Origin of the sequence: Escherichia sp. E2562 (assembly GCF_005781075.1) — a bacterium.
GTDB lineage: Bacteria > Pseudomonadota > Gammaproteobacteria > Enterobacterales > Enterobacteriaceae > Escherichia.
The window spans coordinates 77247-98349 of the sequence record NZ_VATM01000019.1; the positions used below are offsets into that span (position 1 = coordinate 77247).

Below are 21103 nucleotides of genomic sequence, written 5' to 3' on the forward strand. Positions count from 1 at the left end.
TCCAGTTATTCAACGAGTATTGGCGATAACCAGTACAACATCGCCAGCCATACGACAAATCCGCCTGTTAATAATACCCCAACACCACGGCCAGATTGCCGGGAGCGTCGCCAACATAGCAACGCAAAAATAATACTGACCAACAGCATCACGCTGCAGTCACGGCTGTACGCCAGTGGGTTAACCTCCCCGGGCGTTATCAGCGCGGGTAAACCCAGCACGATGACAATATTAAAAATGTTTGCGCCAATGATATTACCGACAGCAATGTCGTTTTCACCTTTGCGAAAACCTGCTATCGCGGTTGCCAGTTCCGGCAGACTAGTGCCGATAGCGATTGCCGTCAGGCCAATAGTCAACTCGCTGATGGCAAAGTAATTCGCCAGTACGGTGGCGTTGTCAATCACCATCCGCGTTGCTACCGGCATGATAATCAATGCAATGCCGAGCCATAAAAACGCGACAGGTAAACCGCCTTCGCGCGGTAGCTCTGCAAGCTGTTCTCTGGTCAGGCTGTCAGTCCCCTGACGTTCTGCCTGACGTGCAAGTTTAACAATGAACAGCAGCCATAGCACAGCCAGAAAGAGGAGAAAGATACCATCGCTGCGACCAAGTTGTCCGTCATAGAGTACGGAACCGGCCACCACACTGACTAATAACATTAATGGTAATTCACGGCGCAGAACATCGGAATGTACGGTAAAAGGGCGCACCAGCGCAGCCAGACCGAGGATCAGTAAAATATTGATTATGTTTGAGCCGAGTGCTGTGCCGACGGCTAAATCTCGTTGTTCATGCAGCGACGCGGCAAGCGAAACGATTATTTCTGGAAGTGACGTACCAATACTGACCACCGTCATGCCGATGATCAGCGGCGGGATGCCAAAAGTGCGGCAAAGAATAGAGGCGGCAAATACCAGACGGTCGGCACTGTAAACGACCAAAAGTAAACCAACAATTAACAGTGCCGTAGCTAAAAGCATCTAACGTCCTTTCTTCAGGTATACTCGCCGGTCCGCTGAAGATTTTCAGAAAGCCGTAATGAATTCTTAATTTTGACTTTATGCGGCTAAAAAGTAAAACAAATGCCAGCTTTCGCTAACCGCGGCGGGTAATATTCTGTAAATATGTTGGGTTCAAGGTTAAATTGAGCGCCATGCTTAGAAAATCAACGCAAGACAAAGGGTGAATTATGGAGCAGTCTGTGGCGAATTTAGTCGATATGCGCGATGTCAGTTTTACGCGTGGCAATCGCTGCATCTTCGATAATATTTCCCTGACCGTGCCGCGAGGGAAGATCACGGCGATTATGGGGCCATCAGGCATCGGTAAAACGACGCTACTCCGTCTGATTGGTGGGCAAATCGCGCCAGATCACGGTGAGATCCTTTTTGATGGTGAGAATATTCCGGCGATGTCTCGTTCGCGCCTGTATACCGTGCGTAAACGGATGAGCATGTTGTTTCAGTCTGGAGCGCTGTTCACCGATATGAACGTTTTTGACAACGTCGCCTATCCACTGCGCGAGCATACCCACCTTCCCGTACCGTTGCTGCATAGCACGGTGATGATGAAGCTGGAAGCCGTGGGGCTGCGCGGAGCGGCCAAACTTATGCCATCGGAGCTTTCAGGCGGGATGGCGCGTCGTGCGGCGCTGGCGCGTGCAATTGCGCTGGAGCCGGATCTCATCATGTTTGATGAGCCGTTTGTTGGGCAAGATCCCATCACTATGGGCGTCCTGGTGAAGCTGATTTCCGAGCTGAACAGCGCGCTGGGCGTAACCTGTGTGGTGGTTTCTCACGATGTGCCGGAAGTTTTAAGTATCGCTGATCACGCCTGGATCCTGGCAGACAAAAAGATTGTCGCTCACGGTAGCGCCCAGGCGTTGCAGGCGAATCCTGATCCTCGCGTACGTCAGTTTCTGGACGGGATTGCTGACGGACCAGTTCCGTTCCGCTATCCTGCCGGCGATTATCACGCTGATCTTTTACCAGGGAGTTAAGCCACTCATGCTGTTAAATGCGCTGGCGTCGCTCGGACATAAAGGGATTAAAACCCTGAGAACGTTCGGGCGGGCCGGGTTAATGTTATTCAATGCGCTGGTCGGCAAACCGGAATTTCGCAAACATGCGCCGCTGTTGGTGCGTCAGCTCTATAATGTCGGCGTCCTGTCGATGCTGATTATTGTGGTTTCTGGCGTGTTCATCGGAATGGTGCTGGGTCTGCAAGGTTATCTGGTGCTGACCACTTATAGTGCGGAAACCAGTCTGGGGATGCTGGTGGCCTTGTCGCTGCTGCGCGAACTGGGGCCGGTGGTCGCAGCACTGCTGTTTGCCGGACGTGCCGGTTCGGCGTTAACTGCGGAAATCGGTTTGATGCGCGCCACAGAGCAGCTCTCCAGCATGGAGATGATGGCCGTGGATCCACTGCGCCGCGTCATTTCCCCACGTTTCTGGGCTGGGGTAATTTCACTACCGCTGCTGACGATAATTTTCGTCGCCGTGGGGATCTGGGGCGGATCGCTGGTTGGCGTCAGTTGGAAAGGCATTGATAGTGGGTTCTTCTGGTCGGCAATGCAAAACGCCGTCGACTGGCGTATGGATCTGGTCAACTGTCTGATTAAGAGCGTGGTGTTCGCTATTACGGTGACGTGGATTTCGCTGTTTAACGGTTATGACGCCATCCCGACCTCTGCCGGGATTAGCCGGGCAACCACTCGTACCGTTGTCCACTCGTCTCTGGCCGTACTGGGGCTGGATTTTGTGCTGACCGCATTGATGTTTGGGAATTGAGTTCATGCAAACGAAAAAAAATGAAATTTGGGTGGGTATCTTTTTATTAGCAGCACTGCTGGCGGCGCTGTTTGTTTGCCTGAAAGCGGCAAACGTGACGTCAATGCGAACTGAACCGACCTACACGCTTTATGCGACGTTCGATAATATCGGCGGGCTGAAAGCGCGCTCTCCGGTCAGTATTGGTGGTGTTGTCGTCGGCCGGGTTGCAGATATTACGCTGGACCCGAAAACCTATCTACCGCGCGTGACGCTGGAAATTGAACAACGTTATAACCACATTCCTGATACCAGTTCGTTGAGCATTCGTACTTCCGGTTTGCTTGGGGAACAATATCTGGCATTAAACGTCGGTTTTGAAGACCCGGAACTGGGGACTGCTATTCTGAAAGAGGGGGATACGATTCAGGACACCAAATCTGCGATGGTTCTGGAAGATCTCATTGGTCAGTTCCTTTACGGCAGTAAAGGTGATGACAATAAGAATAGTGGCGATGCGCCAGCCGCTGTGCCAGGTAATAATGAAACCACTGAACCTGTGGGTACAACGAAATAATTTCAGGAGAACCGACGCATGTTTAAACGTTTAATGATGGTCGCTTTGCTAATGATTGCACCGCTGAGTGCGGCAACCGCGGCAGATCAGACCAATCCGTATAAGCTGATGGACGAGGCGGCACAGAAAACGTTCGATCGCCTGAAGAATGAACAATCGCAAATTCGGGCTAATCCTGATTACCTGCGTACCATCGTCGATCAGGAACTGCTACCGTACGTACAGATAAAATACGCCGGTGCGCTGGTACTGGGTCAGTACTACAAAAGCGCGACCCCAGCCCAGCGTGAAGCCTACTTTGCCGCTTTCCATGAGTATCTGAAGCAGGCTTACGGTCAGGCGCTGGCGATGTATCACGGTCAGACCTATCAGATTGCGCCAGAACAGCCGTTGGGTGATAAAACCATTGTGCCTATCCGAGTCACCATTATTGACCCGAATGGCCGTCCACCGGTACGTCTCGATTTCCAGTGGCGTAAAAACTCTCAGACTGGCAAGTGGCAGGCTTATGACATGATTGCCGAAGGCGTCAGCATGATCACCACGAAACAAAATGAGTGGGGGACTTTACTGCGCACGAAAGGCATCGATGGTCTGACCGCACAACTGAAGTCTATTTCTCAACAGAAAATCACCCTGGAAGAGAAAAAATAATGAGCGAGTCACTGAGCTGGATGCAGACGGGTGACACCCTGGTATTGACCGGAGAGCTGGATCAGGACGTTCTGCTGCCGCTGTGGGAAATGCGTGACGAAGCGGTGAGGGGGATTACCCGCATCGATCTTAGTCGAGTGTCCCGCGTTGATACGGGTGGACTGGCGTTGCTGCTCCATCTGATCGATCTGGCGAAAAAGCAAGGCAACAGCGTGACGCTTCAGGGGGTAAACGACAAGGTGTATACCCTGGCAAAATTGTATAATTTGCCGTCTGATGTTCTGCCTCGTTAATTTTTTTCAGGCTGGATAAGGCGTTACCAGCCAGTCCGGCAAACCTACCAGTAAGTCGAGCCTTGTCTGATTAATCAGCAAGGCTTTTTGCTTATTTATGACAGCGCAACTTTGCTCTAAGATGTTTCGCTGGTTTATTAACTGATGAATGAAGATCCCATGGAAAATAATGAAATTCAGAGCGTGCTGATGAACGCTCTTTCCCTCCAGGAAGTCCACGTTTCCGGCGATGGCAGCCACTTTCAGGTTATTGCCGTGGGTGAGATGTTTGATGGCATGAGCCGGGTTAAAAAACAGCAGACGGTTTACGGTCCGCTGATGGAATATATTGCGGATAACCGCATTCATGCTGTGTCGATCAAAGCGTATACCCCTGCGGAGTGGGCGCGTGATCGCAAACTGAACGGCTTTTGAGCTATGGGCGATACGCCGGTAGCGGATATGAATTGTTAACTGAGAACATACTAAATGGATAAATTTCGTGTTCAGGGGCCAACGAAGCTCCAGGGCGAAGTCACAATTTCCGGCGCTAAAAATGCTGCTCTGCCTATCCTTTTCGCTGCACTGCTGGCGGAAGAACCGGTGGAGATCCAGAACGTCCCGAAACTGAAAGACGTCGATACATCAATGAAGCTGCTTAGCCAGCTTGGCGCCAAAGTAGAACGTAATGGTTCTGTGCGTATCGATGCCCGTGACGTTAATGTCTTCTGCGCGCCTTACGATCTGGTTAAAACCATGCGTGCCTCTATCTGGGCGCTTGGGCCGCTGGTGGCTCGTTTTGGTCAGGGGCAGGTTTCTTTGCCTGGTGGTTGTACGATTGGCGCTCGTCCGGTTGATTTACATATTTCCGGCCTTGAGCAATTAGGCGCGACCATCAAACTGGAAGAAGGTTACGTTAAAGCTTCCGTCGATGGCCGTCTGAAAGGCGCGCACATCGTGATGGATAAAGTCAGTGTTGGTGCAACCGTGACCATTATGTGTGCTGCAACCTTGGCGGAAGGCACCACGATTATTGAAAACGCGGCACGTGAACCGGAAATCGTCGATACCGCGAACTTCCTGGTTACGCTGGGCGCGAAAATTAGCGGCCAGGGTACCGATCGTATTGTCATCGAAGGTGTGGAGCGCTTGGGGGGCGGTGTCTATCGTGTGCTTCCTGACCGCATCGAAACCGGCACCTTCCTGGTGGCGGCGGCGATCTCTCGCGGCAAAATCATCTGCCGTAACGCCCAGCCAGATACCCTTGACGCTGTGCTGGCGAAACTGCGTGACGCTGGGGCGGACATCGAAGTAGGCGAAGACTGGATTAGCCTGGATATGCACGGCAAACGTCCGAAGGCCGTTAACGTACGTACTGCGCCGCATCCGGCGTTCCCGACCGATATGCAGGCCCAGTTCACGCTGCTGAACCTGGTGGCAGAAGGAACGGGATTCATCACCGAAACGGTCTTTGAAAACCGCTTTATGCACGTACCTGAGCTGAGCCGTATGGGCGCGCATGCCGAAATTGAAAGCAATACCGTTATTTGTCACGGTGTTGAAAAACTTTCCGGCGCACAGGTAATGGCAACCGATCTGCGTGCTTCAGCAAGTCTGGTGCTGGCTGGCTGCATTGCAGAAGGTACTACGGTTGTTGATCGTATTTATCACATCGATCGTGGCTACGAACGCATTGAAGACAAACTTCGCGCGCTTGGTGCTAACATTGAGCGTGTGAAAGGCGAGTAATCGTCCGATAGCTGGCAGCCCCGTTCGCGGGGCTACCGCCAGGCTACTCATTTTTGCGGTTTGGTGTAGCTGCGCATCAACTGCGATCTGTCGATAAACTCATGGGTCAGCGGGTCATGATAGCGTGATGGCCAGATAACCCAGGGATCAGTTCCTAATGCTTTTGCAATAATCATCTCTCCTTTCGGCCAGGGACGCGATAATGCATTCGCCAGTGTCGAGGAACTCAAACCATTTCTGCGAGATTCCGCCGCCATTGACGTTCCTCTTTTCCGCAAACCCGCAATGATATCGGCGGGATGCCAGTCAATAAAATTATTTTCCATCTTTCCTCACTCCTTAAGTTAGTCGCTTACTTTCAGAACATGCACTCCGGGTAACGCCACTATACTCCTGATGGCGTATTGTTCTAAAAAGTTCCTGTAAGGAGTGTGAATATTCAGAATATATTAAGATAAGTTATCTGTATTTCAGATAATTTTGCGATTGATTGAGGGTTTTTGGAGTTTATTAGAACTATCCCGCGCAGTACGCGGGATAACAGGAAGGGATTAACGATCGCGTTGAACAGCGATGTGTGCGAGGCCGATTAACGCCTCTCGCCATGGGGTATCCGGCAACACTTGCAATGCAGCAATGGCTTTGTCTGCTTCTTCTTCCGCACGCTGACGTGTCCATTCCAGAGAGCCGCAAGCGTTCATTGCTTCCAGAACCGGTTCCAGAAGATGTCGACCGTTCCCTTGTTCGATGGCGGAACGGATCATCTGTGCCTGTTCTGGTGTGCCATGATGCATCGCATGCAGCAGCGGCAGCGTCGGTTTACCTTCGTTCAGATCATCACCGACATTTTTGCCCAACTGTTCGCCATCGGCATTGTAATCGAGCAAATCGTCGATCAGCTGGAAAGCCGTGCCGAGGTAACGACCATAATCTTGCAGGCCTTTTTCCTCTTCCGGCGTACAGCCTGCCAGAATACCGGAACACTGAGCCGCAGCCTCGAACAGACGTGCGGTTTTGCTGTAAATAACGCGCATGTAGTTCTCTTCGGTGATGTCCGGATCATTAACGTTCATCAGTTGCAAAACTTCACCTTCCGCGATGACGTTTACAGCCTCTGACATCACTTCCAGCACTTTGAGCGAGCCGAGGCTGGTCATCATCTGGAACGCACGGGTATAAATAAAATCGCCTACCAGCACGCTGGCAGCGTTACCAAAAGCGGCGTTGGCGGTAGCTTTACCTCGGCGCATATCTGATTCATCCACAACGTCGTCGTGTAGCAGGGTCGCCGTGTGGATAAACTCAATTAGGGCAGCAATGGTGACATGTGCATTCCCCTCATAGCCAACAGCTCGTGCAGCCAGTACAGCAATCATCGGACGAATACGTTTACCGCCGCCGCTGACGATGTAATAGCCTAACTGATTGATCAGTTGGACGTCGGAATTAAGCTGCTCGAGAATTGCTGCATTAACACCCGCCATATCTTGCGCGGTTAACTCATTGATTTTTTCTAAATTCATCGCAAAAGCCGGGCTTTTCGCCCCGATTACCTTACTGTGAACAGAGGCAACTTAGGGTTTATGGTTAGGAATATAGAGTGATTGTACTGAAAAAATGGCACAGATAAACGTTACCGTACAAGTTGTGTTTTTTTTCTTCGTGTATTGACTGTAGCACTTGTCAAAGGCGTGCGTTTTGCGTAATATTCGCGCCCTATTGTGAATATTTATAGCGCACTCTGAATCATTGAAAAGGTGTGCGCGGAAGCGGAGTTTTATATGTACGCGGTTTTCCAAAGTGGTGGTAAACAACACCGAGTAAGCGAAGGTCAGACCGTTCGCCTGGAAAAGCTGGACATCGCAACTGGCGAAACTGTTGAGTTCGCTGAAGTGCTGATGATCGCAAACGGTGAAGAAGTCAAAATCGGCGTTCCTTTCGTTGATGGCGGCGTAATCAAAGCTGAAGTTGTTGCTCACGGTCGTGGCGAGAAAGTTAAAATCGTTAAGTTTCGCCGTCGTAAACACTATCGTAAGCAGCAGGGCCATCGTCAGTGGTTCACTGATGTGAAAATTACTGGCATCAGCGCCTAAGACCTGAGGAGAGATTTCAAATGGCACATAAAAAGGCTGGCGGCTCCACACGTAACGGTCGCGATTCAGAAGCTAAACGCCTGGGCGTTAAGCGTTTCGGTGGCGAATCCGTTCTGGCGGGTAGCATCATCGTTCGTCAACGTGGTACCAAATTCCACGCTGGCGCTAACGTAGGTTGCGGTCGTGACCACACTCTGTTTGCTAAAGCAGACGGTAAAGTGAAATTCGAAGTTAAAGGCCCGAAAAACCGTAAATTTATCAGCATCGAAGCTGAATAAGTTTTTCGCGTCCCGGTAACGGATGAAAGCCCCGCAACACGTTGCGGGGCTTTTTACATTCGATAACCGGTAAAATGCGCATGGTGCGGCGTTAATCCGCAAATGCGCTTTGCAGGGAATACGGTATGAAGCAGCAGGCAGGCATTGGTATTCTTTTGGCGCTCACTACCGCAATTTGCTGGGGTGCGTTGCCAATCGCAATGAAGCAGGTGCTGGAGGTGATGGAACCTCCGACAATCGTGTTTTACCGTTTCTTGATGGCGAGTATTGGCCTTGGTGCCATTCTTGCTGTGAAGAAGAGGTTGCCGCCATTACGCGTGTTTCGTAAGCCACGCTGGTTGATTTTGTTGGCAGTGGCGACCGCTGGGCTGTTTGGGAACTTCATCCTGTTCAGCTCATCTTTGCAATACCTGAGTCCGACCGCTTCGCAGGTGATTGGGCAACTCTCGCCAGTTGGCATGATGGTTGCCAGCGTATTTATCCTGAAAGAGAAAATGCGCAGCACTCAGGTTGTAGGGGCATTGATGCTCCTGAGCGGCTTGGTGATGTTTTTTAATACCAGTCTGGTCGAGATATTTACAAAGCTCACCGATTATACCTGGGGAGTTATCTTTGGGGTCGGTGCGGCGACGGTTTGGGTGAGTTATGGCGTGGCGCAAAAGGTTTTATTGCGTCGGCTGGCCTCACCGCAGATCCTGTTTTTACTGTACACTTTATGTACAATTGCGCTCTTCCCTCTGGCAAAGCCAGGGGTGATAGCGCAGCTTAGCCACTGGCAGCTCGCATGTTTAATTTTTTGCGGACTGAATACCTTGGTAGGATATGGCGCCCTGGCGGAAGCGATGGCTCGCTGGCAGGCAGCGCAGGTGAGCGCGATCATCACGCTCACCCCACTGTTTACGCTGTTTTTTTCAGATCTTTTATCACTGGCCTGGCCCGATTTCTTCGCCAGACCGATGTTAAACCTTTTAGGTTATCTCGGTGCGTTTGTCGTGGTTGCGGGCGCGATGTATTCCGCCATTGGTCATCGTATTTGGGGCGGATTACGTAAGCATACAACGGTGGTATCGCAACCCCGCGCAGGCGAATGATTTACGGAGAATAAAATGAAGTTTGTTGATGAAGCATCGATTCTGGTCGTTGCAGGTGATGGCGGTAATGGTTGCGTGAGCTTCCGCCGCGAAAAATATATTCCGAAAGGCGGCCCGGATGGCGGCGACGGCGGTGACGGTGGTGACGTATGGATGGAAGCCGACGAGAACCTGAACACGCTTATCGATTATCGTTTTGAAAAATCTTTCCGTGCAGAGCGCGGTCAGAACGGCGCAAGCCGCGATTGTACCGGTAAGCGCGGTAAAGACGTGACGATTAAAGTGCCGGTAGGTACGCGTGTAATCGACCAGGGTACCGGTGAAACCATGGGCGATATGACCAAACACGGTCAGCGTCTGCTGGTTGCCAAGGGCGGCTGGCACGGTCTGGGCAATACCCGTTTCAAATCGTCCGTTAACCGTACACCACGGCAGAAAACCAACGGTACGCCGGGCGATAAGCGCGAGCTGCTGCTGGAGCTGATGCTGCTGGCTGATGTCGGTATGCTGGGGATGCCAAATGCCGGTAAATCGACATTTATCCGCGCTGTCTCGGCGGCTAAACCGAAAGTAGCGGACTATCCGTTTACCACTCTGGTACCAAGCCTGGGCGTGGTACGTATGGACAACGAGAAGAGCTTCGTTGTTGCTGATATCCCGGGGTTGATTGAAGGCGCTGCGGAAGGCGCAGGTCTGGGCATTCGCTTCCTGAAGCACCTGGAACGTTGCCGCGTCCTGTTGCACCTCATCGATATCGATCCGATTGACGGCACCGATCCAGTTGAAAACGCGCGTATTATTATCAGCGAGCTGGAAAAATACAGCCAGGATCTGGCGGCGAAACCACGCTGGTTAGTCTTCAACAAGATCGACCTGCTGGATAAAGCAGAAGCTGAAGAGAAAGCGAAAGCGATCGCTGAGGCGCTGGGCTGGGAAGATAAATATTATCTGATCTCTGCGGCGAGCGGACTGGGCGTGAAAGATCTCTGCTGGGATGTGATGACCTTTATCATTGAAAACCCGGTCGTGCAGGCAGAAGAAGCAAAACAGCCTGAGAAAGTCGAATTCATGTGGGATGATTATCACCGTCAGCAGCTTGAAGAGATTGCTGAAGAGGATGATGAAGACTGGGATGACGACTGGGACGAAGACGACGAAGAAGGCGTTGAGTTCATTTACAAGCGTTAATCACTGATGACCAATGCCAAATAAGCCTGATGCGCTACACTTATCAGGCCTACAAGATGATTGCAATATATTGAATTTGCACGATTTTGTAGGGCGAGCAAGGCGTTCACGGCGCATCCGGCATAAACAAAGCGCACTTTGTCAATAATCTGAAACCCCGGCCATGTGCCGGGGTTTCTTTTTGACTAATTGTTCTGGTAAATATCTTTATACAAGCGGCTTTCAAAACGTACCAACGGAATACGGCGATTACGCTGATCCGCGGGTTCTACTGCATAACCAGAAAGATATTGTACGAACGCCATTCGTTGCCCACTTGCTGTGGTGATGAATCCTGCCAGGTTATACACGCCCTGCAACGAACCTGTTTTCGCTGAAACTTTACCATCTACGCCCGCTTGATGCAGACCTGCACGGTACTGCAACGAACCATCGTAGCCTGCTAAAGGTAGCATTGAGATAAAGTTAAGCTCATTGTCGTGTTGGGCAATGTATTGCAGCACCTGCATCATGGTGGCTGGTGCAATCAGGTTATGCCGTGAAAGCCCCGAACCATCTGCAATAATCGTGTTGCCAATATCCACACCCGCCTGCTTACGCAGGATCTGACGCACGGCGTCCGACCCGGCACGCCATGTCCCCGGGACATTAAAGCGCGCATGACCAATCATGCGAAAGACGGTATCGGCGATCATGTTGTCGGACTTTTTCAGCATAATCTTAAGCAGATCGTGCAAAGGGGCCGACTGTTTACTGGCAACCACCGTTCCTGGGTCGTTAACCTGCGTTTGTCGCAGTAGCGTGCCGGAATAGGTAATGCCTGCCTGTTTTAACTCATCTTTTAGAATCGCTCCGGCGTAGCTGGCGCCATCCTGTACGGCAAAAGCCAACGGTAGCGGCTCTGAACGTTGTGGTAGGCATCCGGTTAACGTAAAGCGGTTAAGGTCGCCTGGCACTACATCCAGCTCGCAATATTGCGCTTCGGCTGAACCTCGGGGGAGAGTGCGTACCTGGCTGAACATAGTCACAGGGTAATAAGAGGCCACGCGAACAAAGGCCATATCACCGGGTTTTTGGGCACTGTAGAGCGAGACGGAAAAGCAATTGCGGTCAACAATGGCGGCGGCAGGCGGTGCGCTAAAGCATTGTGTCATATCGTTCCAGGGCCAGCCGGGGGCTTTATCGTGACTGGCAAAAATGGACGTGTCTATGAACACATTGCCATCGATTTGGGAGACGCCTGATTTTTTCAGGGTCGCCACCATATTACGAATATCCTGACGTTTTAGCGTCGGATCGGCACCAAATCGCGCCACTAAGTCACCCTTGAGTACGCCGTTCTCCACATTGCCTTTGGTTTCAAGTGTAGTGGTGAAACGAAAATCGGGGCCAAGTTGAATCAACGCCGCCAGCGCAGTGATCACCTTCTGCGTACTGGCGGGCAGCGCCATTTGCTGACTATGGTAATCAATAGCGGGGGCAGACGCGCCGACTTTTTGCACCATCAGGGCAAGGTTGGCGCCAGCGGGGAGTTGAGTAATGTACTCATCAACATTCGCGGCCTGAACACTGAACGCTATACAGCTGGTCAATCCGATGATAAATCTGGAAAATCGCATAATCTCGCGCTAACAACCTGGAATCGAGCCGTCATACTACGGCGCAACGCCCTATAAAGTAAACGATGACCCTTCGGGAACTTCAGGGTAAAATGACTATCAAAATGTGAATTATTGCTGGCCTGGGACCTGTTCCCGGGTCGGTATTTTTTTGCTTCTGGCCCCGACGAGGAGTTGTGCCGGGCATGCCGAACAGCCGGGGCGAGTGGAGACTCTCCCCATCAGGAATATTCAAGAGGTATAACAAATGCAAGCTATTCCGATGACCTTACGCGGCGCTGAAAAATTACGCGAAGAGCTGGATTTTCTGAAATCTGTGCGTCGTCCTGAAATCATTGCTGCTATCGCGGAAGCGCGTGAGCATGGCGACCTGAAAGAGAACGCCGAATACCACGCTGCGCGTGAGCAGCAGGGTTTTTGCGAAGGCCGTATCAAAGATATCGAAGCCAAGCTGTCGAACGCGCAGGTAATTGATGTCACCAAAATGCCAAACAATGGTCGCGTGATTTTTGGCGCTACCGTGACGGTTTTGAATCTGGATTCTGATGAAGAACAGACCTATCGCATCGTAGGCGATGACGAAGCTGACTTTAAACAGAACCTGATTTCTGTAAACTCGCCTATCGCTCGTGGACTGATTGGCAAAGAAGAAGATGATGTAGTGGTCATCAAAACGCCGGGCGGCGATGTAGAATTTGAAGTAATTAAGGTGGAATACCTGTAAGAATTACCCAATACTCAAAATGTTGATGTATTGTAAAGAAAGGAAAAAGGCCGCTATGCGGCCTTTTATCAACGAACAGAGCGTGGCATTTTGCTCTCCTGTTTGCGGAAAATCCCTCGTTTTACACAGCAAATGTGTGTAACTTTAGGATAATCTTAGCGTGGCAGCGAGATTTTACGTTCTTTAGTTGGACGATAAAGCACCAGCGTTTTACCGATGACCTGTACATTACAGGCGCCGGTTTCGCGCACGATAGCTTCCACGATCAAGGTTTTAGTTTCGCGATCTTCAGTGGCGATTTTCACCTTGATGAGTTCATGGTGCTCTAACGCTTGTTCAATCTCGGCCAGCACCCCTTCGGTCAAACCATTACTGCCAAGCAGAACAACTGGCTTGAGCGGATGTGCCAGACCTTTCAGGTGCTGTTTTTGTTTAGTACTCAGATTCATCGTATTTTTTTGCTTACGTTGGGATTGAAAACGGGTCATTCTACCGCCATCTCCCATATATCGCCAAATAGGCGCGTAAAAATTTACGCAATTGGTTACGATGAGTATCCCAATGGGAAAGTTAAATGACAGGTAAGAAGCGTTCTGCCAGCTCCAGTCGCTGGCTTCAGGAACACTTTAGCGATAAATATGTTCAACAGGCACAGAAAAAGGGGTTACGTTCCCGTGCCTGGTTTAAACTTGATGAAATACAGCAAAGTGACAAACTCTTTAAACCGGGAATGACGGTTGTCGACCTTGGTGCTGCGCCAGGTGGTTGGTCACAATATGTGGTCACCCAAATTGGCGGCAAAGGCCGTATCATCGCTTGTGATCTTTTACCTATGGATCCTATCGTTGGTGTGGACTTTCTTCAGGGCGATTTTCGTGATGAACTGGTGATGAAAGCACTGCTGGAGCGCGTAGGCGACAGCAAAGTCCAGGTTGTCATGTCCGATATGGCACCAAACATGAGCGGAACACCGGCGGTGGATATCCCCCGTGCCATGTATCTGGTGGAACTGGCGCTAGAAATGTGTCGTGATGTATTAGCGCCAGGTGGCAGTTTTGTAGTGAAGGTGTTCCAGGGCGAAGGTTTCGATGAGTATCTAAGGGAAATTCGCTCCCTGTTTACGAAGGTCAAAGTTCGTAAGCCGGACTCTTCTCGTGCACGTTCGCGGGAAGTGTATATTGTAGCGACCGGGCGTAAACCCTAACCGGGAGATTTCAGACGAAAGTTTGAAAGCTGCTGGATATAGAGTATCCTGACGCTGTTTTTAACACAGTTGTAATAAGAGGTTAATCCCTTGAGTGACATGGCGAAAAACCTAATACTCTGGCTGGTCATTGCCGTTGTGCTGATGTCAGTATTCCAGAGCTTTGGGCCCAGCGAGTCTAATGGACGTAAGGTGGATTACTCTACCTTCCTACAAGAGGTCAATAACGACCAGGTTCGTGAAGCGCGTATCAACGGACGTGAAATCAACGTTACCAAGAAAGATAGTAACCGTTATACCACTTACATTCCGGTTCAGGATCCGAAGTTACTGGATAACCTGCTGACCAAGAACGTCAAGGTTGTCGGTGAACCGCCTGAAGAGCCAAGCCTGCTGGCTTCTATCTTCATCTCCTGGTTCCCGATGCTGTTGCTGATTGGTGTCTGGATCTTCTTCATGCGTCAAATGCAGGGCGGCGGTGGTAAAGGTGCCATGTCGTTCGGTAAGAGCAAAGCGCGCATGCTGACGGAAGATCAGATCAAAACGACCTTTGCTGACGTTGCGGGCTGCGACGAAGCAAAAGAAGAAGTTGCTGAACTGGTTGAGTATCTGCGCGAGCCAAGCCGCTTCCAGAAACTCGGCGGTAAGATCCCGAAAGGCGTCCTGATGGTCGGTCCTCCGGGTACCGGTAAAACGCTGCTGGCGAAAGCGATTGCAGGCGAAGCGAAAGTTCCGTTCTTTACTATCTCCGGTTCTGACTTCGTAGAAATGTTCGTCGGTGTGGGTGCATCCCGTGTTCGTGACATGTTCGAACAGGCGAAGAAAGCGGCACCGTGTATCATCTTTATCGATGAAATCGACGCCGTCGGCCGCCAACGTGGCGCAGGTCTGGGCGGTGGTCACGATGAACGTGAACAGACTCTGAACCAGATGCTGGTTGAGATGGATGGCTTCGAAGGTAACGAAGGTATCATCGTTATCGCCGCGACTAACCGTCCGGACGTTCTGGACCCGGCGCTGCTGCGTCCTGGCCGTTTCGACCGTCAGGTTGTGGTTGGCTTGCCAGATGTTCGCGGTCGTGAGCAGATCCTGAAAGTTCACATGCGTCGCGTACCATTGGCACCAGATATTGACGCGGCAATCATTGCCCGTGGTACTCCTGGTTTCTCCGGTGCTGACCTGGCGAACCTGGTGAACGAAGCGGCACTGTTCGCTGCTCGTGGCAACAAACGCGTTGTGTCGATGGTTGAGTTCGAAAAAGCGAAAGACAAAATCATGATGGGTGCGGAACGTCGCTCCATGGTGATGACGGAAGCGCAGAAAGAATCGACTGCATACCACGAAGCAGGCCATGCGATTATCGGTCGCCTGGTGCCGGAACACGATCCGGTGCACAAAGTGACGATTATCCCGCGCGGACGTGCGTTGGGTGTGACTTTCTTCTTGCCTGAGGGCGACGCAATCAGCGCCAGCCGTCAGAAATTGGAAAGCCAGATTTCTACGCTTTACGGTGGTCGTCTGGCAGAAGAGATCATCTACGGGCCGGAACATGTTTCTACCGGTGCGTCCAACGATATTAAAGTTGCGACCAACCTGGCACGTAACATGGTGACTCAGTGGGGCTTCTCCGAAAAACTTGGTCCGCTGCTGTACGCGGAAGAAGAGGGTGAAGTGTTCCTCGGTCGTAGCGTGGCGAAAGCGAAACATATGTCCGATGAAACTGCGCGTATCATCGACCAGGAAGTGAAGTTACTGATTGAGCGTAACTACAATCGTGCGCGTCAGTTGTTGAACGACAACCTGGATATTCTGCATGCAATGAAAGATGCGCTCATGAAATATGAAACCATCGATGCACCGCAGATTGACGACCTGATGGCACGTCGCGATGTACGCCCGCCAGCGGGCTGGGAAGAACCAGGCGCTTCTAACAATTCTGGCGACAATGGTAGTCCAAAGGCTCCTCGTCCGGTTGATGAACCGCGTACGCCGAACCCGGGTAACACCATGTCAGAGCAGTTAGGCGACAAGTAAGTTCCCGCATCAGATGACTGTATTTGTACCGAAAACCCCGGGGCGTGCTCCGGGGTTTTTTCTTATCAATTCATACCAGGGATAACACCATGAAACTCTTTGCCCAGGGCACTTCACTGGACCTTAGCCATCCTCACGTAATGGGGATCCTCAACGTCACGCCTGATTCTTTCTCCGATGGCGGCACGCATAATTCGCTGATTGATGCGGTGAAACATGCGAATCTGATGATCAATGCTGGCGCAACGATCATTGACGTTGGCGGCGAGTCCACACGTCCAGGGGCTGCGGAAGTGAGCGTTGAAGAAGAGTTGCAGCGTGTTATTCCAGTCGTTGAGGCAATTGCGCAACGATTTGAAGTTTGGATCTCGGTAGATACATCCAAACCGGAAGTGATCCGTGAGTCAGCGAAAGCAGGCGCTCACATCATTAATGATATCCGCTCCCTTTCCGAACCCGGCGCCCTGGAAGCTGCTGCTGAAACTGGTTTGCCAGTTTGCCTGATGCATATGCAGGGAAACCCAAAGACCATGCAGGAAGCACCAAAGTATGACGATGTCTTTGCCGAGGTAAATCGCTACTTTGTTGAGCAAATAGCACGCTGCGAACAGGCTGGTATCGCAAAAGAGAAATTGTTGCTCGACCCCGGATTCGGTTTCGGTAAAAATCTCCATCACAACTATGCATTACTGGCGCGTCTGGCTGAATTTCATCATTTCAACCTGCCGCTGTTGGTGGGTATGTCACGAAAATCGATGATTGGACAGCTGTTGAACGTGGGGCCGTCCGAGCGCCTGAGCGGTAGTCTGGCCTGTGCGGTCATTGCCGCAATGCAAGGCGCGCACATTATTCGTGTTCATGACGTCAAAGAAACCGTAGAAGCGATGCGAGTGGTGGAAGCCACTCTGTCTGCAAAGGAAAACAAACGCTATGAGTAATCGTAAATATTTCGGTACCGATGGGATTCGTGGTCGTGTTGGGGATGCGCCGATCACGCCTGATTTTGTGCTTAAGCTGGGGTGGGCTGCGGGTAAAGTGCTGGCACGTCATGGTTCCCGCAAGATTATTATCGGTAAAGACACCCGTATTTCTGGCTATATGCTGGAGTCGGCGCTGGAGGCGGGTCTGGCGGCTGCCGGTCTTTCCGCACTCTTCACTGGCCCGATGCCAACACCGGCCGTGGCTTATCTGACGCGTACCTTCCGCGCCGAAGCTGGGATTGTAATTTCTGCATCACATAACCCATTCTATGATAACGGGATCAAATTCTTTTCTATTGACGGCACCAAGCTGCCGGATGCAGTTGAAGAAGCCATTGAAGCTGAAATGGAAAAAGAGATTAGCTGCGTTGATTCGGCAGAACTGGGTAAAGCCAGCCGTATCGTTGACGCAGCGGGGCGCTATATCGAATTTTGTAAAGCCACGTTCCCGAATGAACTTAGTTTGAGCGAACTGAAAATTGTGGTGGATTGCGCCAACGGCGCGACTTATCACATTGCGCCGAACGTGCTGCGCGAGCTGGGAGCGAATGTTATCGCTATCGGTTGTGAGCCGAACGGCGTAAACATCAATGCCGAAGTGGGCGCAACTGATGTTCGTGCGTTACAGGCGCGCGTACTGGCTGAAAAAGCAGATCTCGGTATCGCCTTTGACGGTGACGGCGACCGCGTGATTATGGTTGACCATGAAGGTAATAAAGTCGATGGCGATCAGATCATGTATATCATCGCGCGTGAAGGTCTTCGTCAGGGCCAGCTGCGTGGTGGCGCGGTGGGTACATTGATGAGCAACATGGGGCTGGAACTGGCGCTGAAACAGTTAGGTATTCCATTTGCTCGTGCGAAAGTGGGCGATCGCTACGTACTGGAAAAAATGCAGGAGAAAGGCTGGCGCATCGGTGCCGAGAACTCCGGTCATGTGATCCTGCTGGATAAAACCACCACCGGTGATGGCATTGTTGCAGGTTTGCAGGTCCTGGCGGCGATGGCGCGTAACCATATGAGCCTGCACGACCTTTGCAGCGGCATGAAAATGTTCCCGCAGATTCTGGTTAACGTGCGTTACACCGCAGGTAGCGGCGATCCGCTTGAGCATGAATCAGTCAAAGCTGTGACCGCAGAAGTTGAAGCAGCGCTGGGTAGCCGTGGACGTGTGCTGTTGCGTAAATCCGGCACCGAACCGTTAATTCGCGTGATGGTAGAAGGTGAAGACGAAGCGCAGGTAACCGAATTTGCGCATCGCATCGCTGACGCGGTAAAAGCGGTTTGATTCGATAGCTAACTGGCTAAAAAGGCGACGATTGTCGCCTTTGTTCTTCTTTAGTACATCGGTTTTGCTGTTTTTTTCCGCAGTTGATACAATGCAATAAAATTGCCCTTGCGAAGGTCATTCGCTTTGGTTAGTATTCACACCCGCTTCAGTGGGAAAGATTAAAAACTCCCGCTTTATTGGTTGAAGCATTGGTACGCGGCAACTCCGCAAGGAACAGGTTGATTATGTACGAAGCTCTTTTAGTAGTTTTCCTTATTGTAGCAATTGGCCTTGTAGGTCTGATCATGCTGCAGCAAGGTAAAGGCGCTGATATGGGAGCCTCCTTCGGAGCAGGCGCTTCCGCTACGCTGTTTGGTTCAAGTGGTTCTGGTAACTTCATGACCCGCATGACGGCGCTGCTGGCAACGTTATTCTTCATCATCAGTCTGGTGCTGGGTAACATCAACAGCAACAAAACCAATAAAGGTAGCGAATGGGAAAACCTGAGTGCGCCGGCGAAAACCGAACAAACTCAGCCAGCTGCTCCGGCTAAGCCGACCAGCGATATCCCGAACTAAAAAGTAGTATCCGTGCCGAGGTGGTGGAATTGGTAGACACGCTACCTTGAGGTGGTAGTGCCCAATAGGGCTTACGGGTTCAAGTCCCGTCCTCGGTACCAAATTCCAGAAAAGAGACGCTGAAAAGCGTCTTTTTTCGTTTTAATGACCCGTCCTGAATGTCATCAACTTGACCAATTTCCGTAGTCTTTCGAACGTCAAACAAATCGGCGCAATAGTTCGTTCAGCTTCAGTTTTGCATGCGACAAGCGATATTAATCAACTCATGACATTGGCCAGCTTTGCTGGAACAGACATCTAAATCGTTATGCGCGATCACATTATATTGGTCGTAAAAAAGGCCGCATCGGCGGCCTTTAGCATGAAAGCTCTGAGATTACTTAACTTTATTTTCCTGATTCTCCACCTGCGGCACGCCCGAAGAGGCGGAGGAGGAGAGCAGTCCAGTTTTGGCATAACCGAACAGCTTCTCGCGGGTATCGGTAATATCCAGGTTACGCATGGTCAGTTGACCAATACGATCTTCAGCCGTAAACATAGAGTCGCCTTTCTCCATGGTCAAACGCTCTGCTTTATAGGTCAGGTTGTCAGAGACGGTATTAAGGATCGAGTAGTCGTTCCCGCGGCGAAGTTCCAGCGTCACTTCACCTGTTATCTGGCTGGCAACCCAGCGTTGCAGAGAGTCACGCAGCATCAGCGCCTGGGAATCAAACCAACGCCCCTGGTACAGCAGACGGCCCAATTGACGACCATGTGCATGATACTGCTCAATGGTGTCTTCGTTGTGAATACCGGTCAACAGACGTTCATAAGCGATATGTAGCAGTGCCATCCCCGGAGCCTCGTAAATACCACGGCTTTTCGCTTCGATGATACGGTTTTCAATCTGGTCGCTCATGCCCAGGCCGTGACGACCGCCGATACGGTTAGCTTCCAGCATCATTTCTACGTCGTCGCTAAAGGTTTTACCGTTCAGCGCCACTGGATGACCTTGCTCAAAGCGTACTGTGACTTCTTCTGCCGGGATCTTCACGCTCTCATCCCAGAACTTCACGCCCATAATCGGGTTGACGATTTTGACGCTGGAGTTGAGGTATTCCAGATCCTTCGCTTCATGCGTTGCACCAAGCATGTTGGAGTCCGTGGAGTAGGCTTTTTCGACAGACATTTTGTAGTCGAAACCGCAGGCAATCATAAATTCAGACATTTCATGACGGCCGCCCAGTTCATCAATAAAGTCAGTATCAAGCCACGGTTTGTAAATCTGCAGTTCAGCATTGGTCAGCAGACCGTAACGATAGAAACGTTCGATATCGTTTCCTTTATAGGTGCTGCCGTCACCCCAGATATTCACGCCATCTTCTTTCATGGCAGCAACCAGCATGGTGCCGGTCACGGCGCGGCCCAGCGGCGTCGTGTTGAAATAGGTCAGGCCGCCAGTAGTGTTATGGAAAGCGCCACACTGAATAGCGGCAATACCTTCGGCGACCAACTGCTTGCGGCAGTCGATCAGACGAGCGTTCTCCGCGCCGTATTCCATGGCACGACGAGGGATCGCATCATAATCCTCTTCGTCTGGCTGGCCCAGGTTTGCAGTATATGCATAAGGAACCGCTCCCTTTTTTCGCATCCACAGCAGTGCGGCACTGGTGTCCAGACCGCCAGAAAAAGCGATACCAATACGTTGACCTACCGGGAGATGCTTGAGAATCGTCGTCATAAAATAACACCCTGCTTAATTAACTGATGATGAGCCTGTATTTCCGCTCTAACTGAATTTTTATGCAAAATAAATGAGTTTTCATTTAATCATCTTTTATCGGAGACAGGAAGAGTTTAGTGTGTTTTTTGTAAAATAATGCGCTTAAGGGAGAGCAGGAGAAGACAAAAGTATTCAACAAATGAAAGTGAACTGGATATCCATTCACGTGAATAGCAATAAATGTTGACAAAATGTGGCGCGGATCACTATAATGCCCGCAGATTTTACGTCCCGTCTCGGTACACCAAATCCCAGCAGT

23 protein-coding genes and 1 tRNA gene are annotated in these 21103 nt (G+C 51.0%); 18 read left to right on the top strand and 6 right to left on the bottom strand.

Translation table 11 applies throughout. The features are described from left to right. Positions 1-5: 5 nt before the first annotated feature. Positions 6-983, bottom strand: a complete 978-nt coding sequence (locus tag FEK43_RS19775) for a calcium/sodium antiporter (protein WP_130204574.1) — start codon at positions 981-983, stop codon at positions 6-8. Between the two features lie 209 nt (positions 984-1192). Here FEK43_RS19775 and mlaF point away from each other — a divergent pair, with 209 nt between their 5' ends. The 7 genes from mlaF to murA all read left to right on the top strand — a co-directional run bounded on the left by mlaF (position 1193) and on the right by murA (position 6023). Then, the gene (gene mlaF, locus FEK43_RS19780; RefSeq protein ID WP_130204576.1) at positions 1193-2002 is read left to right on the top strand and encodes a phospholipid ABC transporter ATP-binding protein MlaF; all 810 of its coding nucleotides are present in this window, start codon (positions 1193-1195) and stop codon (positions 2000-2002) included. Positions 2003-2009: 7 nt separating this feature from the next. Beyond that, a complete protein-coding gene (mlaE, locus tag FEK43_RS19785) occupies positions 2010-2792 on the top strand; it encodes a lipid asymmetry maintenance ABC transporter permease subunit MlaE (protein WP_000925792.1) in 783 nt (260 codons plus the stop codon). 4 nt (positions 2793-2796) lie between these two features. Beyond that, a complete protein-coding gene (gene mlaD / locus FEK43_RS19790; protein ID WP_130204578.1) occupies positions 2797-3348 on the top strand; it encodes an outer membrane lipid asymmetry maintenance protein MlaD in 552 nt (183 codons plus the stop codon). Positions 3349-3366: 18 nt separating this feature from the next. Then, positions 3367-4002 (top strand): phospholipid-binding protein MlaC, encoded by a 636-nt coding sequence (gene mlaC / locus FEK43_RS19795; RefSeq protein ID WP_130204580.1) that lies wholly within the window; start codon positions 3367-3369, stop codon positions 4000-4002. Then, the gene (gene mlaB, locus FEK43_RS19800) at positions 4002-4295 is read left to right on the top strand and encodes a lipid asymmetry maintenance protein MlaB (RefSeq protein WP_130204582.1); all 294 of its coding nucleotides are present in this window, start codon (positions 4002-4004) and stop codon (positions 4293-4295) included. The genes mlaC and mlaB overlap by 1 nt, the downstream gene beginning before the upstream one ends. A 159-nt stretch (positions 4296-4454) precedes the next feature. Beyond that, complete coding sequence (ibaG, locus tag FEK43_RS19805; RefSeq protein WP_010379217.1) at positions 4455-4709, top strand: BolA family iron metabolism protein IbaG; 255 nt, start codon at positions 4455-4457, stop codon at positions 4707-4709. Between the two features lie 54 nt (positions 4710-4763). Continuing rightward, on the top strand, positions 4764-6023 hold the full coding sequence (murA, locus tag FEK43_RS19810) for a UDP-N-acetylglucosamine 1-carboxyvinyltransferase (RefSeq protein ID WP_130204584.1): 1260 nt from the start codon (positions 4764-4766) through the stop codon (positions 6021-6023). A 47-nt stretch (positions 6024-6070) separates the two neighbouring features. On the opposite strand, the gene sfsB is transcribed toward murA, so the two are convergent. Together sfsB and ispB are read right to left on the bottom strand one after the other, a co-directional pair. Next, positions 6071-6349 (bottom strand): DNA-binding transcriptional regulator SfsB, encoded by a 279-nt coding sequence (gene sfsB / locus FEK43_RS19815; protein WP_064529526.1) that lies wholly within the window; start codon positions 6347-6349, stop codon positions 6071-6073. Between the two features lie 225 nt (positions 6350-6574). Beyond that, complete coding sequence (ispB, locus tag FEK43_RS19820) at positions 6575-7546, bottom strand: octaprenyl diphosphate synthase (protein WP_130204586.1); 972 nt, start codon at positions 7544-7546, stop codon at positions 6575-6577. Between the two features lie 258 nt (positions 7547-7804). Between ispB and rplU the strand changes: the two genes are divergently transcribed. The 4 genes from rplU (at position 7805) to cgtA (ending at position 10673) form a co-directional block, all read left to right on the top strand. Beyond that, a complete protein-coding gene (rplU, locus tag FEK43_RS19825; RefSeq protein WP_000271401.1) occupies positions 7805-8116 on the top strand; it encodes a 50S ribosomal protein L21 in 312 nt (103 codons plus the stop codon). 20 nt (positions 8117-8136) lie between these two features. Beyond that, the gene (rpmA, locus tag FEK43_RS19830; RefSeq protein WP_000940595.1) at positions 8137-8394 is read left to right on the top strand and encodes a 50S ribosomal protein L27; all 258 of its coding nucleotides are present in this window, start codon (positions 8137-8139) and stop codon (positions 8392-8394) included. A 125-nt stretch (positions 8395-8519) separates the two neighbouring features. Further along, positions 8520-9485, top strand: coding sequence for a DMT family transporter (locus tag FEK43_RS19835; protein WP_000813037.1), 966 nt, complete (start codon positions 8520-8522; stop codon positions 9483-9485). Between the two features lie 15 nt (positions 9486-9500). Beyond that, a complete protein-coding gene (cgtA, locus tag FEK43_RS19840; RefSeq protein ID WP_000673561.1) occupies positions 9501-10673 on the top strand; it encodes an Obg family GTPase CgtA in 1173 nt (390 codons plus the stop codon). Positions 10674-10858: 185 nt separating this feature from the next. On the opposite strand, the gene dacB is transcribed toward cgtA, so the two are convergent. Continuing rightward, on the bottom strand, positions 10859-12292 hold the full coding sequence (dacB, locus tag FEK43_RS19845; RefSeq protein WP_130204590.1) for a serine-type D-Ala-D-Ala carboxypeptidase: 1434 nt from the start codon (positions 12290-12292) through the stop codon (positions 10859-10861). Positions 12293-12539: 247 nt separating this feature from the next. Here dacB and greA point away from each other — a divergent pair, with 247 nt between their 5' ends. Continuing rightward, positions 12540-13016 carry a transcription elongation factor GreA gene (gene greA, locus FEK43_RS19850; RefSeq protein ID WP_064529530.1) on the top strand — a complete coding sequence of 159 codons (477 nt, stop codon included), beginning with the start codon at positions 12540-12542 and terminating at the stop codon, positions 13014-13016. 155 nt (positions 13017-13171) lie between these two features. Here greA and yhbY read toward each other — a convergent pair whose 3' ends face one another. Continuing rightward, a complete protein-coding gene (gene yhbY / locus FEK43_RS19855) occupies positions 13172-13465 on the bottom strand; it encodes a ribosome assembly RNA-binding protein YhbY (protein WP_001054420.1) in 294 nt (97 codons plus the stop codon). Positions 13466-13590: 125 nt separating this feature from the next. On the opposite strand from yhbY, the gene rlmE reads away from it, so the two are divergent. The 6 genes from rlmE to FEK43_RS19885 all read left to right on the top strand — a co-directional run bounded on the left by rlmE (position 13591) and on the right by FEK43_RS19885 (position 19183). Beyond that, positions 13591-14220 (top strand): 23S rRNA (uridine(2552)-2'-O)-methyltransferase RlmE, encoded by a 630-nt coding sequence (gene rlmE, locus FEK43_RS19860; RefSeq protein ID WP_000145975.1) that lies wholly within the window; start codon positions 13591-13593, stop codon positions 14218-14220. 99 nt (positions 14221-14319) lie between these two features. Beyond that, positions 14320-16254, top strand: a complete 1935-nt coding sequence (gene ftsH / locus FEK43_RS19865; RefSeq protein ID WP_064529531.1) for an ATP-dependent zinc metalloprotease FtsH — start codon at positions 14320-14322, stop codon at positions 16252-16254. An 89-nt stretch (positions 16255-16343) separates the two neighbouring features. Continuing rightward, positions 16344-17192 carry a dihydropteroate synthase gene (folP, locus tag FEK43_RS19870; RefSeq protein WP_115204343.1) on the top strand — a complete coding sequence of 283 codons (849 nt, stop codon included), beginning with the start codon at positions 16344-16346 and terminating at the stop codon, positions 17190-17192. Further along, complete coding sequence (gene glmM, locus FEK43_RS19875) at positions 17185-18522, top strand: phosphoglucosamine mutase (RefSeq protein WP_000071137.1); 1338 nt, start codon at positions 17185-17187, stop codon at positions 18520-18522. The genes folP and glmM overlap by 8 nt, the downstream gene beginning before the upstream one ends. A 227-nt stretch (positions 18523-18749) precedes the next feature. Further along, positions 18750-19082, top strand: a complete 333-nt coding sequence (gene secG / locus FEK43_RS19880; protein ID WP_001295556.1) for a preprotein translocase subunit SecG — start codon at positions 18750-18752, stop codon at positions 19080-19082. A 14-nt stretch (positions 19083-19096) separates the two neighbouring features. After that, positions 19097-19183, top strand: a tRNA-Leu gene (locus tag FEK43_RS19885). A 275-nt stretch (positions 19184-19458) separates the two neighbouring features. Here the strand turns inward: FEK43_RS19885 and argG are convergent. Further along, positions 19459-20802, bottom strand: coding sequence for an argininosuccinate synthase (argG, locus tag FEK43_RS19890; protein WP_135407965.1), 1344 nt, complete (start codon positions 20800-20802; stop codon positions 19459-19461). Between the last annotated feature and the right edge of the window lie 301 nt (positions 20803-21103).

Excerpts from the sequence above, each read along its gene's own strand:
- ibaG (WP_010379217.1), top strand. The coding sequence starts at position 4,455 with ATGGAAAATAATGAAATTCAGAGCGTGCTGATGAACGCTCTTTCCCTC.
- dacB (WP_130204590.1), bottom strand. The coding sequence starts at position 12,292 with ATGCGATTTTCCAGATTTATCATCGGATTGACCAGCTGTATAGCGTTC.
- FEK43_RS19835 (WP_000813037.1), top strand. The coding sequence starts at position 8,520 with ATGAAGCAGCAGGCAGGCATTGGTATTCTTTTGGCGCTCACTACCGCA.
- argG (WP_135407965.1), bottom strand. The coding sequence starts at position 20,802 with ATGACGACGATTCTCAAGCATCTCCCGGTAGGTCAACGTATTGGTATC.
- mlaC (WP_130204580.1), top strand. The coding sequence starts at position 3,367 with ATGTTTAAACGTTTAATGATGGTCGCTTTGCTAATGATTGCACCGCTG.
- mlaB (WP_130204582.1), top strand. The coding sequence starts at position 4,002 with ATGAGCGAGTCACTGAGCTGGATGCAGACGGGTGACACCCTGGTATTG.
- rpmA (WP_000940595.1), top strand. The coding sequence starts at position 8,137 with ATGGCACATAAAAAGGCTGGCGGCTCCACACGTAACGGTCGCGATTCA.
- glmM (WP_000071137.1), top strand. The coding sequence starts at position 17,185 with ATGAGTAATCGTAAATATTTCGGTACCGATGGGATTCGTGGTCGTGTT.
- rplU (WP_000271401.1), top strand. The coding sequence starts at position 7,805 with ATGTACGCGGTTTTCCAAAGTGGTGGTAAACAACACCGAGTAAGCGAA.
- ispB (WP_130204586.1), bottom strand. The coding sequence starts at position 7,546 with ATGAATTTAGAAAAAATCAATGAGTTAACCGCGCAAGATATGGCGGGT.
- FEK43_RS19775 (WP_130204574.1), bottom strand. The coding sequence starts at position 983 with ATGCTTTTAGCTACGGCACTGTTAATTGTTGGTTTACTTTTGGTCGTT.
- cgtA (WP_000673561.1), top strand. The coding sequence starts at position 9,501 with ATGAAGTTTGTTGATGAAGCATCGATTCTGGTCGTTGCAGGTGATGGC.
- mlaE (WP_000925792.1), top strand. The coding sequence starts at position 2,010 with ATGCTGTTAAATGCGCTGGCGTCGCTCGGACATAAAGGGATTAAAACC.
- sfsB (WP_064529526.1), bottom strand. The coding sequence starts at position 6,349 with ATGGAAAATAATTTTATTGACTGGCATCCCGCCGATATCATTGCGGGT.
- mlaD (WP_130204578.1), top strand. The coding sequence starts at position 2,797 with ATGCAAACGAAAAAAAATGAAATTTGGGTGGGTATCTTTTTATTAGCA.
- mlaF (WP_130204576.1), top strand. The coding sequence starts at position 1,193 with ATGGAGCAGTCTGTGGCGAATTTAGTCGATATGCGCGATGTCAGTTTT.
- yhbY (WP_001054420.1), bottom strand. The coding sequence starts at position 13,465 with ATGAATCTGAGTACTAAACAAAAACAGCACCTGAAAGGTCTGGCACAT.
- secG (WP_001295556.1), top strand. The coding sequence starts at position 18,750 with ATGTACGAAGCTCTTTTAGTAGTTTTCCTTATTGTAGCAATTGGCCTT.
- murA (WP_130204584.1), top strand. The coding sequence starts at position 4,764 with ATGGATAAATTTCGTGTTCAGGGGCCAACGAAGCTCCAGGGCGAAGTC.
- greA (WP_064529530.1), top strand. The coding sequence starts at position 12,540 with ATGCAAGCTATTCCGATGACCTTACGCGGCGCTGAAAAATTACGCGAA.
- folP (WP_115204343.1), top strand. The coding sequence starts at position 16,344 with ATGAAACTCTTTGCCCAGGGCACTTCACTGGACCTTAGCCATCCTCAC.
- ftsH (WP_064529531.1), top strand. The coding sequence starts at position 14,320 with ATGGCGAAAAACCTAATACTCTGGCTGGTCATTGCCGTTGTGCTGATG.
- rlmE (WP_000145975.1), top strand. The coding sequence starts at position 13,591 with ATGACAGGTAAGAAGCGTTCTGCCAGCTCCAGTCGCTGGCTTCAGGAA.